Genomic DNA, 15,775 nt, shown 5'->3' on the forward strand with positions numbered 1-15,775 from the left:
GTCACTGCTGGTACGGCGCCGCCGCGGCCTTCGCCGCCGTGATGAACGCGCCCTTGTTCTTCGGCCAGAACGTGCTGTCGACGCAGGTGTAGCGGGGCAGGAAGCCGCCGCAGGTGCCGCTCGAGCCGCCGACTTCGAACGTCACGCTGGCGACGCCCAGTTCGCCGTAGGTGAAGTCGTCGGTGGTGCCGCTCGTGTCGTAGCCGACGGTCTCCTCGTTGGTGCCGACCAGGTAGCCGTTGGACGCCGCGTACTTCGCGCCGAGCTTGCGGTACTGCGCGTCGTTCGGGGAGGTGGCCTGCGTGAAGCCCCAGGGGATGATGATGTCGTTGCCGTAGCTGTGCAGCGTGATCATCGTGCCCTTGGCGGTCGACGGCGCCGGGTCGTTGTTCCCGGTGCCGCGCTGGTCCGGGAAGATCGCGCGGGCCAGCTTCTCCAGCGCCTGCGTCTCGGGTTCGGAGCCGGCGCTCGCGCCCTGGTAGGTCTCGGCGCAGGGGGAGTTGGAGTCACCGCCCCACTTGAACGTCGAGTTGCGGTTGAGGTCGATGCCGATGTTCGTGCCGGTGCAGCCGCCGCGGGTGTTGTCGGCGTTCTTGCGCTGCAGCTTCGGCGAGTTGCCGCCCGAGGCGACGATGTCGACGCCGTCCGGGTTGGCGATCGGCACCACCCACACCTCGGTGGTGTCCAAAATGGACTTCGCGGTGGCGTCGGTGGCGTAGCCGTCGGCGAGGTAGTCGATCCAGCGCCAGGCGAGCTCCCCGGTCGACAGCTCGCGCGCGTGGATCTGGGCCATCAGGAAGAGCTTCGGCTTCGGCGACGCCGTCGAGAGCGTGCAGTCGCCGGCCTGCTTCTTGGTGAGGCAGATGGCCTGGACGTCGTGACCGCCCTGGCCCTGGGTCTTCTTCCACGACTGGCCGATCGTGTACTTCGTGGCCAGGTCGGGGTGCGCGGCGGCGACGGCGGTGAGGTGGTTCTCGTGCGCCGTGACGGTGCGGTACCCGCCGTAGAAGGTGTCGGCCGCCAGGGAGTTCGCCTGCGCGGGGAGTTCCTTGTAGACGGTGTCGAAGAACGAGGGGCGGTAGCCCAGGGCAAGCAGCCGGTTCGCGACGGCCTGGCCGCCGACGACGTAGGCGGCGCCGGCGTCCCCTTCCTCGACGTCGAACCCGGCCGCGGCCAGGGCCTGTGCCTGGGCGGCGGTGGCCGGGACACGCCAGAACACGGGAGTGTCGGCGGGCTGTGCGGCCGCGGTGCCGCCGAGCAGCGCGGACAGCACGACACCGGTCGCCGCCAGTGCGAGCCGGGACAGGGACCTTGACGCCATCGGGTGAGCTCCTCACGGCCGCGTGGATGGGGGTTCCGGCCCGGGCTCTCGGTCACCGGACCGGCACGCACAGTGTGTCGGTCCGGGACAAACCCGCCATACCCCCGAAAGTCGCGAACCCGTCCAACGGCAAGGGCGGCACCTTCCTGGGAAAGTGCCGCCCTCCGCCGATCGCCGCTAGCGCTTCAGGCCGTGCTCGATGGCCTCGATGATGCGCGGCCGCAGCTCGGCCGCGCTGATGATCGCGTCCACCGAGCCGACCTCCACCGCGCGCTGGATGCTGTGCACCCGGTCGAACTCCGCCGCCACCTCGCTGACCTTCTCCGCGCGCACCGACGACTGGAGCTCCGCCAGCTGGGCGTTGAGCGTGGCGCGGGCCGCGCCGCTCGCCGCCGCGACCCGGGCCTGCAGCTCGGTCACCCGCGGGTCGTTCGCCGTGCGGTTGTTCACATCGCCGGCGAACACGACCGCCGCCGCCGGGGCGCCGCCCAGCACCGAGGCGAACGAACCCTCCAGGGCCAGCACCGTCATGTTCGGGTTGAGGGCCTTGGAGAACACCACGAACGCGCCGCCGTGGTAGCGCGAAATCACGCAGAACACGATCGGGCCCTCGAAGTTGACGATCGCCCGGCCGATCTCCGCGCCGTACTCCAGCTGCAGCTTCCGCAGCGACTCCGGCGAGCCGTCGAACCCGGAGAGGTTCGCCAGCACGACCAGCGGCCGGTTGCCCGACGCCGCGTTGATCGCCCGTGCCGTCTTCTTCGACGACCGCGGGAACAGCGTCCCCGCCGTGTAGGTGTCCGGCCCGTCGGTGGGCGGGAAGCCGCGGCGCGGCACCGAACGCGACTCGATGCCGACCAGGCAGACCGGGCGGCCGCCGATGTGCACGTCCTGCACCGCGGACGTCTCGGCGTCGGCCATGCCCGCCCAGCGCTCCAGCACCGGGTGGTCCTGGTCCGACAGCGCGCGCATCACCGTGCGGATGTCGAACGGCTTCTTGCGGTCCGGGTTGTGCTCGGCCGAGAAGATCTGTCCGACTGTCGTGAAGTCGCTGCCGACGATCGCGTGCGGGAACGCCGAGACGTCGCGGTCGACCGGGTCGTTCGTGCCCACCTTCCGCGGCCCGGCCTCGCCCGGGACGACGTAGGTGTGGTCGTAGTGCGACATCAGCACTTCGCGGGCGGCGGGCAGGTTCGGCGCCCAGTACTGTGCCTGGCCGTTCGGGCCCATGACGCGGTCGTAGCCGCCGATGCCGAAGTTGTCCTCGGCCGACACGCCACCGGAGAAGTCGAGCGCCTGCTTGCCGGTGAGCACCATCGCCGAGTCCGGCGTCATCACGAGAACGCCCTTGGTGTGCATGAGCATCGTGGCTTCGGCGTTCCAGTACGGCTGGGCGCCGACGTTGATGCCGTTGACGACGATGTTGATCTCGCCGCCGTCCTGGGTGAACGTGACGATCCGCTTGAGCGCCGCGGCGACCCAGTCCATGTTCTCGGTGCCCGAGGACATCGAGATCCGCGCGCCCGACGACAGCGCGAACCACTCGAGCGGCACCTGCATCCGCTCGGCCAGGTCGAGCGCCGCGATGACGCGGGAGCACTCCGGCTCCGACAACGCCCCGAGGGACTTGGTCGGGTCGCCGAGCAGCACGACGCGGGTGACGCCCTCGGGGTGCCGCTCGGTCGGGGTCGTCACGACGCCCGCGACGATCGCCGCGGTGTTCTTGCCCTTCGGCCGGTCGACCGGTACCAGCGCGCCGGCCTCGTCCAGGTCGTGCTCGGCGAACGTGCCTGCCGGCCCGGCGAGCAGGCCGGTGAGCTCGTACGGGTAGATGTTGCCGCGCCGCGCCGCGCGCAGCACCTTCAGCCGGTAGTCGTCGAGCGGCTTGACGGGTTCGGTCGAGGCCGGCCCGACGTGCAGCCGCGCGCCGTGGCCCGGGTCGAACGTGATCCGGACGGCCAGCTCGGCCAGCTTGCCCGCGTCGGTGCGCCGGCGGGCCAGGAACTGGACCTCCTCCAGCCCGGCGCCCACCGACGTCGGCAGGATGCGCTGGACGAGCGTGTTCAGCTCGTCGGTGGTCAGCTCCGTCTGCGGCCAGACGTACATCATGATCCGGTTGGTGTCGAACCGCTTGTTCTGCGGCCGCTGCGCCTGGATGTTGCGGATCGCGTCGAGGCAGGCGGTGACCGCGTCCTCGAGCGCGGGCAGGGCGACCAGCCGGCCGTCGGCTTCGCGCAGCGGGGTCAGGTCGCGGACCTGGCCCATCGCGATCAGCCGCTCGTCGGCCGGGTTGCTCTTCGCGACGGCCTTGAAGAGGTAGATCTCCTCGTCCGCCGACGGCAGCCGGGTGAGGTCGAACTCGTGCAGCCGCTGCAGCTGCAGCCGCTGCGCGATCTGCGGGTGCAGGCCGCGGATCAGCCGGTCCTCGGTGAAGCCCGCGCCGTCGCGCCGGAAGGTGAAGTGGTGGTGCATCACCGCGCCGCCGGTGCCGGCCACGGTCAGCACGACGTGCTGCACGCTCGCCGGCAGCGGGTGCTCGGCCAGCAGCGCGCCGAGCCGTTCGGCGGTCGCGTCGACGTCCGGCTGGTCCTCCCAGCGCAGGTAGACGTCGGCGACGACGCCTTCGGTGGCCACCTCGCCGATCGCGCGGACGGCGTCCGGCAGTGCGGCGATGTCGACGGCGGTGGTGACCAGCGGCAGCACGCCGTCCGGGGTGTCCAGCTCGGCGGTCAGCAGCCGGCAGCCGGCGACGTCGCGCACGGCGACGCCCGCCAGCCTGCGGTTGCCGTAGTAGCGGCGGGTCAGCACTTCCAGCAGCGGCGCGTGGTCGCGGCCGGGCCGGCCGATCCGCTGCCCGATCAGCCGGACGAGCGGCTGCGAGCCGGTGATCATGGCCTGGATCCGCTCGGCGCGGTCGGCCGCGTCCGGGTGCTGGTCGAGGTACCGCAGCTCGGTGCGGACGGCGGCGTACACCTCGGCGCGGTTGCGGCGCAGCAGCGGCTGGGCGAACCAGCGGAACACCACGCCGCGGGCGAGGTCGGACACCGCGGGGAAGCGCACCTGCGTGGCTTCGACCAGGTGCTCCAGGGTCAGCCCGGCGCGGTCGCTCAGCGACTCCGCCGGCGGCGCCCCGGCCAGCCACTGTCGCAGCAGCTCCGAGACGACGGCGACGTCGGCCGAAGTCCGCTGCTGCGCCAGGAAGATCCGGAAGACCGCGGACTCCAGCTCCGGGGTGCGCTCCAGGTCGGCGACGCCGTAGTGGCCGAGCACCTTGGTCAGCTTGGCCTGGAAGCCTTCGGTGACGCCGGCGCGCTCGACGTCGAGGCTCTGCAGGTAGCTGTGGAAGAACTCGCGCGGGCTGTGCACCGCGCCGTTCGGCTCGGCGTCGAGCTCGCCGCCCGGGGTGTTGCGGCTCAGCTCGGACAGGTCGGCGAAGACGGTGAGCAGCTCCAGCTCGCCTTCGACCGGCCGGCCGCCCAGCTCGGCCCGCGCGGCGACGTAGGCCGAGAGGACGCGCTTGCGCTCCGACGGGTCGACGTCGAAGCCGAGCAGCAGGCTGCGCAGGTCCTGGAGACCCCGCTCGACGCGGTCGGCCGCGGACACGCCGTCCGGCACCGGCGGCAGCTCGATCTCGACGGTCTCGGTCTCTTCGGCCGCCTCGGCCTCGGCGCCGTCGGACAGGGGCTCCAGGCGCATCAGCGGCGCGCCGGTCTCGACCTGGCTGCCGACCGACACCGGGCACTCGCGGACGCGGGCGCGGAACGGCGCGCGCAGCACCGTCTCCATCTTCATGCTCTCCAGCACGAGGATCGGCGCGTTCGCCTCGACCTCGTCGCCGACCGACAGCGGTGTCGCGACCACCAGCGCGGGCGCGGGGGAGCGGACGACGCCGCCTTCGTCGCGGCTGACGCGGTGGGTGACGCCGTCGACCTCGACGAGGTGGATCGGGCCGTGCGTGGCCGCCACCAGGCGGAACCGCTGCCCGTTGATCCGGATCTGGCCGCTGTGGGCGTCGAAGCGGTCGATCTCGACGTCGGCGTGGTGCACGTCCGACGTCCCGGCCGAGATCCCGATGCGGAAGCGCTGCCGCCCGACGCGGGCCACGCTGACGCGGTAGCCGACGCCGCGGAGCTTGAGGTCGAGCGGGCGCCCGCTCTCGTGCTGGACCTGCGGGCGGCCGCCGTGCGCGGTGGACAGCAGCCGCTGGACGGAGACCTCTTCCTCGTCCTGGTAGGCCTCGATGGCGGCCGCGGCGAGCGCGACCGCGGAGTGCCGGTGGGTGACCAGGCGGCCTTCGGCGCGGACGCGGTCGATCCAGCCGGTGTCGGCGCTCGCGTCGATCACCTCGGGCTGGTCGAGCAGCTCGAGCACGAAGCTCTTGTTGGTCGCGCCGCCCTCGATGATGACGGTGGTCTCGGCCATCGCGCGGCGCAGGCGGCCGAGCGCCTCGTCGCGGTCGCGGCCGTAGGCGATGATCTTGGCGATCATCGAGTCGAAGTCGGCGGGGATGGTGTCGCCTTCGCTGACGCCGGTGTCGACGCGGATGCCGGGCCCGGCGGGCAGCGCCAGCCGCGCGATGCGGCCGGGGGAGGGGGCGAAGTCGCGGTCGGGGTCCTCGGCGTTGAGCCGGGCTTCGACGGCGTGGCCGAGCTCGGCGGGCTGGTCGCCTTCGAGCTTGCCGCCGCCCGCGACGTGCAGCTGCAGCTTGACCAGGTCGGTGCCGGTGGTGATTTCGGTGATCGGGTGCTCGACCTGCAGGCGGGTGTTGACCTCGAGGAAGGCGAACAGCTTCTCACCGGGGTGGTACAGGAACTCGACGGTGCACGCGCCGCGGTAGCCGACGGCGACCGCGAGCCGCTCGGCCGACGTCTTCAGCTCGGCGGTCTGCTCCGGGGCGAGGACGGAGGAGGCCGACTCCTCGATGATCTTCTGGTTGCGCCGCTGCACCGAGCAGTCGCGGACGCCGAGCGCCCACGCCGTCGCGCCGTCGGAGATCACCTGGACCTCGACGTGGCGGGCGCCGGTGACCAGGCGCTCGAGGAACACGACGCCGGAGCCGAACGCGCGCAGGGCTTCCTGGCTGGTGCGCTCGTAGGCGTCGGCGAGGTCTTCGCCGGAGGCGACCATGCGGATGCCGCGCCCGCCGCCGCCCGCGGTGGCCTTGAGCATCAGCGGGTAGCCGATCCGGTCGCCGGCCTTCAGCGCGTCTTCGAGGGTCGCGACCTCGCCGCGGCTCCACGGCGCGACCGGGACGCCGACCTCTTCGGCGATCAGCTTCGCGCCGATCTTGTCACCGAGCTTGCGCATCGCGTCGGCGCTCGGCCCGACGAAGGTGACGCCGACCTTCTCGCACAGCTCGGCGAAGGCCGGGTCCTCGGCGACGAAGCCCCAGCCGACCCACGCTGCGTCGGCCTTCGTCTCGACGAGGGCCTGCTCGAGCTTGGCCAGGTCGAGGTACGGGCGGGCCGAGGCCGGGCCGAGGTCGTAGGCCAGGTCGGCCTCACGGACGAAGGTGGCGGTGCGATCCGCGTCGGTGTAGAGGGCGACCGTCTCGATCTTCGTGCCGGTTTCCGCCGACAGATCCCGGACGGCGTGGATGAGCCGCATCGCGGCCTCTCCGCGGTTGACGATGGCGACACGATTGAACACCGGCTGAGCCTCCCAAGTACCCACGCACAGAAGGCGACGCACCTGTCCTGGGGCGTCGCCTGCACCTGTCTACACCCTGCTGGATTACCGCCGGGTAGACCAATGTCCGCCATGGCGCGTGCCGAGGCGGCTGCTTTGTGGGAACCCCACAAAAAGCGACCCGCGCCACACCGCGGGGGCCGGATTTCTCGCGAGGACTGCCACAAAGCACGGTGCGCAGCTTACGGCGGGAACGGATAGGGAAACATCCGGTGACGCGGAGATAAGGGGTCGGTCAGGAGGCCAGGAGGACGTCCGACTCCAGCACCTGGCCCAGCTCCCGGCGTTCGGCTTCCGACAGCGGCACGGCGGCGACGTCGCACCGGCCGTCCGGGCCCGGGGCCGTCGTGATCGCCAGTACCGGCCGTCCGTCGATCTCGCGCAGGGTCACCCGGCCGCCGCAGGAGAGGTCCAGCGTGATCCCGGGGCGGTCGCGGTGCCTGCCCAGCCAACGGCTGACGAAGTCGAAGGTCATCGCGGTCTCCCTTGCTGCGGCACTCCCCGGTGAACACAGGTGTCGCCAGTTGATGCCCCGGATACCCCGGGTTCACACCCGATCGGGCCGAAAAGTCAGCGGGGACCGGCCGCGTGCATCACGGATTCGGCCGCATCCGGCCAGTTTCCGCCGGTCACGACGGTCGTGTCGCTGATGACGACGTTCGTGCCGAGGTTCTTCACCACCGTGTTGTCGGTGAAGTTGCCGTGGATCCGGATGTCGTGGATGGTCGGCGTCCACATGCCGGTCCAGCGGCCGGTCCGGTTGCTCACCACGTTGCCGTAGGTGTTCCAGTACGAGCTTCCTTCGTCGTGGTAGAGCATGTTGTTGTTGTGCGGGGCGTCGTGCACCCAGTTGCCCGCGGTGACCGATTCGACGGTGCTGTCCTGCCCGCCGAGGGTGTAGACGGGGCCGCCGTCGAGCAGGGTGCGCATCACGTCGTGGATGTCGTTGCCCAGGATGCGGTTGCCGCCGGAGTAGATCGTGCCGCGGCGGCAGACGGTCAACCCCTGCTCGGCCTGCAGCTCGCACGGGGACGCCCAGCCCCAGCCCCACCCGAGCGAGATGCCCGAATACGGCGCGTCGGCGATCTCGTTGTGCTCGATCGTGGTCGCGCGGCCGTGCCCGGCCCAGATCCCGACGGCGTCGTGGTAGTCCTGGCCCGGCGTCGTGATCGTGTTGTCGGCGATCGTCGTGCCGAGGGTCATCCGCGCCGGATCGCTGAGGTAGTAGTCGTCGACCTCGCCGGACGCGATCGCGCCCGCGCTGGTGTCGGCGAAGCGGTTGCGGGTGACGCGGGCGTCCTGGGTGCCGTCGGCGAGCGCGAGCCCGGCTCCGCCCAGCCCGCGAAAAGTGTTGCCGCTGACGGAGATCCCGCGGCCGCGGTGGATCTCCAGTGCGGCGGGCGGGCGGATCGGCGCGTGCGGCGCGGCGGCCGCCCACTGGACGCCGGCCTGGTTGTCGACGTAGCCGTCGCGGGACGGCAGCGTCCACGTCGTGCCGGTGAACGTGAGGCCGCTGAAGCTCAGGTCCCGGACCGGCGCCACCACGTCCGGCGTGACGACGAAGGCGTCGACGAGGAAAGGCCGGTCGCTCGCGCTGGTCAGCGTCACGGTGTGCCGGCCCTTCGGCAGGTCCTTGAGCGAGTGGACGACCTGTTGCGCCAGCCGGACGTCGCCCGCTTCGGTGTGCGGCCGGGGATCGGGGCGTCCGTCGACGGTCGCGGTGAACGCGCCCAGGCCGGTGCCCGTCTCGGCCAGCACGTCCAGCCCGGTGCCGGTGAAGGCGTAGCTCACCGAGGCGCCCGGGGTGCTCGTGGCGTGCACACCGTCCTGGTAGTCGCCGACCTGGCGGTTCGCGGACGTCGTCCAGGCGCCGCGGTACGCCGCGGTGTCGTCGTCGGCCGGGGCGAGGTGGCCGGGGGTGCCCGAAGCTTTCACGAGGGTCTCGAGCAGCGGCACCTCGACGTCGGCCTTCGTCATGTCCTGGCCCGGCAACGGGAGGTAGGACAGGCGCCCGGCCGCCTGGTCGAGGTACCACTGGCCCGGCTTGGTCAGCAGTTCGTAGGCGTTCTCGACCCAGCTGACGCCGTCGAGCTTGGGCAGTCCGTTGCCGTTGAAGGGGAACTGCCGGTTGACGACGGCGGTGTTGTTGTTCCGCCAGCACTCCGGCTGCACGGTGAGCGCGGATCCGGTGCCGTCACGGCTGATCGAGGCCAGCGGGCAGCGCAGGTGCTTCCACTTGTTCTCCTGGACGACCTCGACGCCCGTCTGGTTCGTCAGCGCGGCGAACGACGGGTCCGGCGTGCTGAACCCGGTCGCGGTGACGGTGAACGTCGCGGGGTCGAGCGCGGTGCGGGCGCGTTCGGCGCGGACGCCGTCGACGAACAGCTGCCGGGTGCCGGTGCCCGCGGGGACGCGTGCCGTGTAGATGCCACGCGCCGCGTCGGTCTTCGTGAACCCGGTGACGCGGCGGGCACCGGTCAGTACCGGGGTCTCACCGGGAGCGGCGCGGAACGCGACCCTCGCGGCGGTCGGCGGCAGGTCGAGGGTCCTGGTCAGGCGGTAGGTGCCGCCGCGCAGGAGGACGGTGACGCGTAGCCGTGTTCGCGCGCCAGCAGCCGGGAAGCGCTTTCCAGGGTGCACGGCCGGTGCTGCGCGCAGGCCGTGCCGTGCCCGTCCGGGGCCACGACCAGGGTCCGGCCGGGAGCCGCGTCCGCCGGCGCGGTGAGCGCGACGCCCGCCAGGAGTGCCACGCCCAGGGCCGCGCCGAGCCGTCCGATGTGCATGACTTTGACGCTGGCAGCTCATACATCAGATGTCAACGGCGTCGAATAGAGAGAAAGGCGGTCTACGTGGGTGAATTGGCCGTAGCCATCGGATGAATGTGTCGGTGAGTGGTACGGCGACCGAGGTGCGCTCCGCACGAGGCGTGCGGCGCGCCGGGCCGCCGTCATGATGGCCGGATGAAACTCGGGCAGCTGGCGTCGACCGCGCGGGACCTCTTCACCGCGAAGCTGGTCTACGGCGATCCGGTCGAGCGCGACGGGACCGTCGTGATCCCGGCCGCGACCGTCTTCGGTGGTGGGGGTGGCGGCGCGGGTGACGCGGACGCGCTGCCGGTGCGGGAGGGTGCCGGGTTCGGGGTGTTCGCCCGGCCGGCCGGCGCGTTCGTCGTCCGGAGTGACGCCGTGACCTGGGTGCCCGCGGTCGACGTGACCCGGCTGGGGCTGGCCGCCGCCGTCACCGTCGTCGCCCTCGCCAGGATCCTCACCCGCGGCGCCAGGTCCTGACCGGACACCGCGGCCGGGTGCCGAATGTTCACCGCCGGTTCTTGTCGGCGTTCGCGTTCCTCCCCTAGCGTCGGGACGTCTTTCGATGCGGAGGTACGCATGAGTTCTGGGGACTTCAGCCGGCGCGCGCTGCTGCGCGCGAGCGGCGTGGCGGCGGCCGGGGCGGCGATGGGGATGCTGCCCGGCGTCGCGTTCGCCGACCAGCCGGGCGGCACCGGCAGCCAGACCCGGACCGTCACCGGCACCCTGAAGCCGGACGTCCCGGACTGGTACTACCTGCCGGTCGACGTCCCGCGCGGGGTGCGGCAGATCGACGTCGTCTACTCCTACGACAAGCCGCAGGTGCCCGCCGGCACCCGCGGGAACGCCTGCGACATCGGCATGTTCGGCCCGGAAGGGCACGAACTGGGCAACGCCCGCGGCTTCCGCGGCTGGTCCGGCGGCTTCCGCGACCGGTTCTCGATCAGCGCGTCCGAGGCGACGCCCGGCTACCTCGCCGGGCCGATCCGGCCCGGGCGGTGGCACGTCATCCTCGGGCCGTACACCGTCGCCCCGCAGGGCCTGAACTACCGGGTGGACATCACGCTCACCTTCGGGCCGGACGGCGCGCCGTTCACCCCGGACCCCGCGCCGGAGAGCGCGCCCGCCCGGGACAAGGGCCGCGCCTGGTACCGCGGCGACGGCCACCTGCACACCGTCCACTCCGACGGCCGTCGCACCCCGGAGCAGCTGGTCGCCGACGCCCGCGCCGCCGGCCTGGACTTCATCGTCTCCACCGACCACAACACGTCCAGCTCGCAGCTCGTCTGGGGCCGGTACGCCACCGACGACCTGCTGATCCTCAACGGCGAAGAGGTGACGACGCGGTCCGGGCACTGGCCCGCGATCGGCCTGCCCGCCGGCACGTGGATCGACTGGCGCTACCGCGCGGCCGATCCGCAGGACTTCCGCCGGTTCACCGACCAGGTGCACCGCGCGGGCGGTCTGGTCACCGCGGCGCACCCGTTCGCCAACTGCTTCGGCTGCACCTACGAGTTCGCGTACGAGATCGCCGACCTCGTCGAGGTCTGGAACGGCCCGTGGACCCAGGACGACGAGGCGAGCGTCATCCACTGGGACGGCCTGCTGCGCGGCGGCCGGTTCATCCCCGCGATCGGCGACTCCGACGCGCACAACCCGGACCAGCGCGTCGCGCTGCCGCACACCGTCGTCCTCGCCGACCGGCTGCGCCGCAAGGAACTGCTGGAAGGGCTGAAAGCGGGGCGGTCGTGGCTGGCCGAGTCCTCGGCGGTCCAGCTGGACTTCACGGCCTCCGGAGGCGGTCGTGCGGCGGGGATCGGCGAGCGCCTGCCCGCGGGCACCGGGACGCCGGTGACGGTCAGGGCGGTCGTCGGCGGCGTGCCGGGGACCACGGTGACGTTCCTCGACCAGCTGGGGCCGGAGCACACCGAGACCATCGGCGACTCGGGGGCGGCCACGGTGACGTGGACGACGTATCCGCGGTACTCGCGGTGGGTGCGCGTCGAGGTCCGTCGCCCGTCCGGGGGCCCGAACACGACCCAGCCGAACGCCATGGTGGCGATGTCGAACCCGATCTTCCTCGGCACCGGCCACTGAACCTCCGCCCGGTGCGCCGCGTCCTGCCTTTGGCAGACTGGGGCGAACGGGTGAAGGCGAGGCAGCGTGCGCGGGTGTGGCCTGAAGGCGGCCGTCTTCCTGGGGGCGGTCGTCGTGCTGACCGCGGGGATCATCGTGGTGGTGGTGCTCACGCGCAGCCCGGTCCGGACGCCGGGCTGCACGGTGGCGCAGCCGGGGCAGGACGCGACCGCGTACACGTTCACCCCGGAGCAGATGAACAACGCCGCGACGATCTCGGCGGTCGGGACCAAGCTGGGCCTGCCCCCGCACGCCGCGACGATCGCGCTGGCCACGGCGTTGCAGGAGTCGAAGCTGCAGAACCTCGAGGGCGGTGACCGCGACTCGGTCGGGCTGTTCCAGCAGCGGCCCAGCCAGGGCTGGGGCACGGTGGCCCAGCTGCGCGACCCGGTCTACGCGGCGACGGCGTTCTACGAGAAGCTCGAGAAGCTGCCGGACTGGGAGACGATGCCGATCACCGAGGCGGCCCAGTCGATCCAGCGCTCGGGAGTCCCGGACGCGTACGCGCAGTGGGAGCCGCAGTCCCGCACGATGGCGGCGGCGTTCACCGGCCAGTTCCCGGCCGCGCTGACCTGCCGGAACCTGACCCTGGCGGCACCGGGTGACCTGGCGACGGCGGCTACCGGCGAACTGGGCACGGCTCGGCTGAGCGGAGCCCACCCGGCGGCGCAGGGGTGGACGTACGCGAGCTGGCTGGTGGGCCGCGCGGAGGCGCTCGGGGTGGACAAGGTGAGTTTCGCCGGCCGGACGTGGACGGCGGAGGCCGGGGCCTGGGCCGAGGACTCCGCCGCGGGTCCGGACCTGTCCCTGCACCAGGCCCCGGCGGCCCAGAAGAGCCAGTAGCGCCCCAAGGTGGCCTTGGGTGCGTCAGACGCACCCAAGGCCACCTTGGGGCGCTGGGCGCGCGCCGGCCGTGGCCCGGGCCCAGCGGACCGCCGGGCCCATCGCCCAGCCCGCCCCCAGGAAGACCGCGCCCAGGAGCAGCCAGCCCGGCAGGCCCCAGCCGATCACCACCGTGCTCAGCAGCACCGGACCGGCCGCGCGGGCCACCGACACCCCGGTGCCGAAGAACCCCTGGTACTGCCCCTGCCGGTCGGCCGGTGCCAGCGCGAAGCCGATCTCCCACGTGCCCGCCGACTGCAGCATCTCCCCGAACACCTGCACCACCGCGCCCACGACCAGCGCCGCGAACGCGATCCACGGCGAAGTCCCGAACGCCGACAGCGCGAAAGCCGCACAGGACGCGAAGAGCAGCACCCCGGACCGGCGCACCATCCGCGCCGCCGCGCCGATGTTCGCCAGCCGTCCGGCCACGCGCACCTGGAGCAGCACCACCATGACCGTGTTGAGCACGAACAGCGCGGACACCGTCCAGCCCGGCGCGGCGGTCCGCTCGACGATCCACAGCGGGATCGCGACGCTCAGCAGCGGCATGCGCAGCAACAGGACCGCGTTGAGCAGCGTGACCAGCGCGTACGGCCGGTCGCGCAGCACGGCCAGCTTCGGCTCGCCGGCGCGCGGGGACGACGTCCGCGCGACGGCGGGGAGCCGGTGCAGCAGCACCGCCGTCACGACGAAGCCGGCCGCGTCGAGCGCGAAAACCGTCAGGTACGCCGGCGCCGTGTCGGCCGAGAGTGCGAGGCCGCCCAGCCCGGCGCCGACGGCGAGCCCCGCGTTGCCCGCCGACTGCAGGTGCGCCCGGACGCGCGTTCGCCGTTCCGGGTCGGCCAGTGCGGCCAGCAGCGCCTGGCGGACGGCGGCCAGGCCGGTCTGGCAACTGCCGTAGAGGCACGCGGCCAGGACGAACAGCAGCGGCGTGCGGACCAGCGGGAACGTCAGGATCGACGCGCTCGTCGCCAGTGCCAGCAGCACCGCGGAGCCGCGCGCGCCGTGGCGGTCGGCGAGGTGGCCGAGCGGCACGCCCGCGACCGAGCCCACCGCCCAGCCGAGCGTGAGGCCCAGCCCGACCTGCGCCGGGGACAGCCCGACGATCCGCGTGAAGAACAGCACCGAGCAGGTCAGGAACGCGCCGTCGCCGAGGGAACCGGTCAGCTGGGCGGCGGCCAGCAGCCGGCCGGAGCGGACGGGTGCGGGGCGGTCCAGGGTCAGCGTCATGCCGGTAACGCTAGATCGGCACTTGGCCCGATCCCAGATCCAATTCCCATGAATCGGATTGGGCCAATGTAGGCTCGCCGGATGGACTTCCACGTCAGCCTGGCCGGGCGCGGTGACCTGTCCGTCCGGATCTACCGCCAGCTGCGCGACGCCGTGCTGGACGGCAGGCTGCGGGCGGGGGAGCGGCTGCCGCCGACCCGGGAGCTGGCGCGGCGCCTGGCCGTCTCGCGCAACACCGTCGCGGTCGCCTACGACCGGCTGACCGCCGACGGGTTCCTCACCGGCCGCGTCGGCGCCGGGACGTACGTCAGCGGTTCGCTGCCCGCGACGAAGCCGCGCAAGGCTCCCGCGGCGCGGGGCCCGCGGCCCAAGGCGATCTGGCGGTCGCTGGCCTCACCGGTCGCCGCGGTGGCGGAGGTGCCGGAGTACGACTTCCGCGTCGGCATTCCCGACGCCGCGCTGTTCCCGTTCGAAACCTGGCGACGGCTGCTCGCGCGGGAGCTGCGGGCCGCGGCGGCGTTCGTGCACTACGTCGACCCTGGCGGGCACCCGGGCCTGCGCGCGGCGATCGCCCGGCACGTCGGCGTGTCGCGCTCGGTGCGGGCCGACGCGGACGACGTGCTCGTCACCCAGGGCGCGCAGCAGGCCCTCGACCTGCTGTGCCGGGTGCTGCTCTCCCCGGGTGACCGCGTGGCCGTCGAAGAACCGGGCTACCGGCAGGCGAAGCTGCTGTTCGCCTCCCACGGCGCCGAAGTCGTGGGCGTGCCCGTGGACGGCGAAGGTCTCGACGTCGCGGCGCTGCCGTCGCGGACGAAGCTGGTGTATGTCACGCCGTCGCACCAGTTCCCGCTCGGCACGCCGATGTCCCTGGCCCGCCGCACGGCGCTGCTGGCGTGGGCCGAGCGCGCGGACGCGGTCGTCGTCGAGGACGACTACGACAGCGAGTTCCGGTTCTCCGACCGCCCCCTGGAGCCGTTGCAGAGCCTGGACCGCGGCGGGCGCGTCGCGTACGTCGGATCGTTCTCGAAGACGCTGCTTCCCATGCTGCGCCTGGGTTTCCTGATCGCGCCGCCGTCGCTGCAGGACGCGCTGCGGCACGCCCGCCAGCTGTCGGACTGGCACGGCGACGTGCCCGCCCAGGCGGCGCTGGCCCGGTTCGTCGACGAAGGCCTGTTCGCCCGCCACATCCGCCGCGCGACGAAGGTGTACGCGGAGCGGCACGAGCGGATCACGTCCACTGTGGACCGCGTGTTCGCCGGCCGGCTCCGGGTGGTCCCTTCGGCGGCCGGGCTGCACTTGTGCGCTCTGGGCGAGGAGGACCTGGAGCCGATCGCCGCCCGGGCCGCGGCGGCAGGGGTGGCGGTGCAGACGCTGTCCGATCTGTGCTGCGGGTTCCCGGCGCCGGGCCTGGTGCTGGGCTACGGCTCGATCCCGGTGGAGCGGATCGACGACGGGCTCGCGGCGCTGGACCGGGCCTGGCGGTCGTGAGCGGGAAACAGGGTTCTGACCCTGCTTCCCGCTCACGACCGCTGCGGCCGGGGGCTCGACGTGGTGATCGGTGCGGCGGCGCGCGGCGATCAGGAGGCCGCCCGCTGACGTCGCGGCCGCAGTACCCAGGACCAGCAGCCAGCCGTGCCGGAAGTCCGTCAGGTCCGGGGTTCCCGCGAAGACCGCTACCAGCACCGCCGTCCCGAGGACCGTCCCGACC

10 protein-coding genes are annotated in these 15,775 nt (G+C 72.7%); 4 read left to right on the forward strand and 6 right to left on the reverse strand.

The genetic code is table 11. From position 1 onward, the window contains the following. Position 1: 1 nt before the first annotated feature. The 5 genes from QRX60_RS34785 to QRX60_RS34805 form a co-directional block, all read right to left on the reverse strand. A complete protein-coding gene (locus QRX60_RS34785; RefSeq protein WP_285995674.1) occupies positions 2-1,321 on the reverse strand; it encodes a M14 family zinc carboxypeptidase in 1,320 nt (439 codons plus the stop codon). A 177-nt stretch (positions 1,322-1,498) separates the two neighbouring features. After that, positions 1,499-6,970: an ATP-binding protein gene (locus QRX60_RS34790; RefSeq protein WP_285995675.1), complete on the reverse strand. Its 5,472-nt coding sequence runs from the start codon at positions 6,968-6,970 to the stop codon at positions 1,499-1,501. Positions 6,971-7,244: 274 nt separating this feature from the next. Continuing rightward, positions 7,245-7,484 (reverse strand): hypothetical protein, encoded by a 240-nt coding sequence (locus QRX60_RS34795; RefSeq protein ID WP_285995676.1) that lies wholly within the window; start codon positions 7,482-7,484, stop codon positions 7,245-7,247. Between the two features lie 95 nt (positions 7,485-7,579). Next, positions 7,580-9,649, reverse strand: a complete 2,070-nt coding sequence (locus tag QRX60_RS34800) for a right-handed parallel beta-helix repeat-containing protein (RefSeq protein WP_285995677.1) — start codon at positions 9,647-9,649, stop codon at positions 7,580-7,582. Then, the gene (locus QRX60_RS34805; RefSeq protein ID WP_285995678.1) at positions 9,562-9,792 is read right to left on the reverse strand and encodes a hypothetical protein; all 231 of its coding nucleotides are present in this window, start codon (positions 9,790-9,792) and stop codon (positions 9,562-9,564) included. Before QRX60_RS34805 ends, QRX60_RS34800 begins: the two co-directional genes overlap by 88 nt. 177 nt (positions 9,793-9,969) lie before the next feature. Between QRX60_RS34805 and QRX60_RS34810 the strand changes: the two genes are divergently transcribed. The 3 genes from QRX60_RS34810 to QRX60_RS34820 all read left to right on the forward strand — a co-directional run bounded on the left by QRX60_RS34810 (position 9,970) and on the right by QRX60_RS34820 (position 12,795). Next, positions 9,970-10,296, forward strand: a complete 327-nt coding sequence (locus tag QRX60_RS34810) for a spore germination protein GerW family protein (RefSeq protein WP_285995679.1) — start codon at positions 9,970-9,972, stop codon at positions 10,294-10,296. 99 nt (positions 10,297-10,395) lie between these two features. Then, positions 10,396-11,913, forward strand: a complete 1,518-nt coding sequence (locus QRX60_RS34815) for a CehA/McbA family metallohydrolase (protein WP_285995680.1) — start codon at positions 10,396-10,398, stop codon at positions 11,911-11,913. Positions 11,914-11,979: 66 nt separating this feature from the next. Then, positions 11,980-12,795 carry a hypothetical protein gene (locus QRX60_RS34820; RefSeq protein ID WP_285995681.1) on the forward strand — a complete coding sequence of 272 codons (816 nt, stop codon included), beginning with the start codon at positions 11,980-11,982 and terminating at the stop codon, positions 12,793-12,795. Positions 12,796-12,819: 24 nt separating this feature from the next. Here the strand turns inward: QRX60_RS34820 and QRX60_RS34825 are convergent, their stop codons facing one another. Continuing rightward, on the reverse strand, positions 12,820-14,067 hold the full coding sequence (locus tag QRX60_RS34825; protein ID WP_285995682.1) for an MFS transporter: 1,248 nt from the start codon (positions 14,065-14,067) through the stop codon (positions 12,820-12,822). An 81-nt stretch (positions 14,068-14,148) separates the two neighbouring features. Between QRX60_RS34825 and pdxR the strand changes: the two genes are divergently transcribed. Beyond that, on the forward strand, positions 14,149-15,555 hold the full coding sequence (gene pdxR / locus QRX60_RS34830; RefSeq protein WP_285995683.1) for a MocR-like pyridoxine biosynthesis transcription factor PdxR: 1,407 nt from the start codon (positions 14,149-14,151) through the stop codon (positions 15,553-15,555). Positions 15,556-15,775: the final 220 nt, after the last annotated feature.

This window comes from Amycolatopsis mongoliensis, from assembly GCF_030285665.1.
In the GTDB taxonomy this organism is placed as follows: domain Bacteria; phylum Actinomycetota; class Actinomycetes; order Mycobacteriales; family Pseudonocardiaceae; genus Amycolatopsis; species Amycolatopsis mongoliensis.

Bases quoted from the DNA above. Each gene is read 5' to 3' on its own strand.
- QRX60_RS34825 (WP_285995682.1), bottom strand. From the start codon at position 14,067: ATGACGCTGACCCTGGACCGCCCCGCACCCGTCCGCTCCGGCCGGCTG.
- QRX60_RS34785 (WP_285995674.1), bottom strand. From the start codon at position 1,321: ATGGCGTCAAGGTCCCTGTCCCGGCTCGCACTGGCGGCGACCGGTGTC.
- QRX60_RS34805 (WP_285995678.1), bottom strand. From the start codon at position 9,792: ATGCACATCGGACGGCTCGGCGCGGCCCTGGGCGTGGCACTCCTGGCG.
- QRX60_RS34810 (WP_285995679.1), top strand. From the start codon at position 9,970: ATGAAACTCGGGCAGCTGGCGTCGACCGCGCGGGACCTCTTCACCGCG.
- pdxR (WP_285995683.1), top strand. From the start codon at position 14,149: ATGGACTTCCACGTCAGCCTGGCCGGGCGCGGTGACCTGTCCGTCCGG.
- QRX60_RS34815 (WP_285995680.1), top strand. From the start codon at position 10,396: ATGAGTTCTGGGGACTTCAGCCGGCGCGCGCTGCTGCGCGCGAGCGGC.
- QRX60_RS34795 (WP_285995676.1), bottom strand. From the start codon at position 7,484: ATGACCTTCGACTTCGTCAGCCGTTGGCTGGGCAGGCACCGCGACCGC.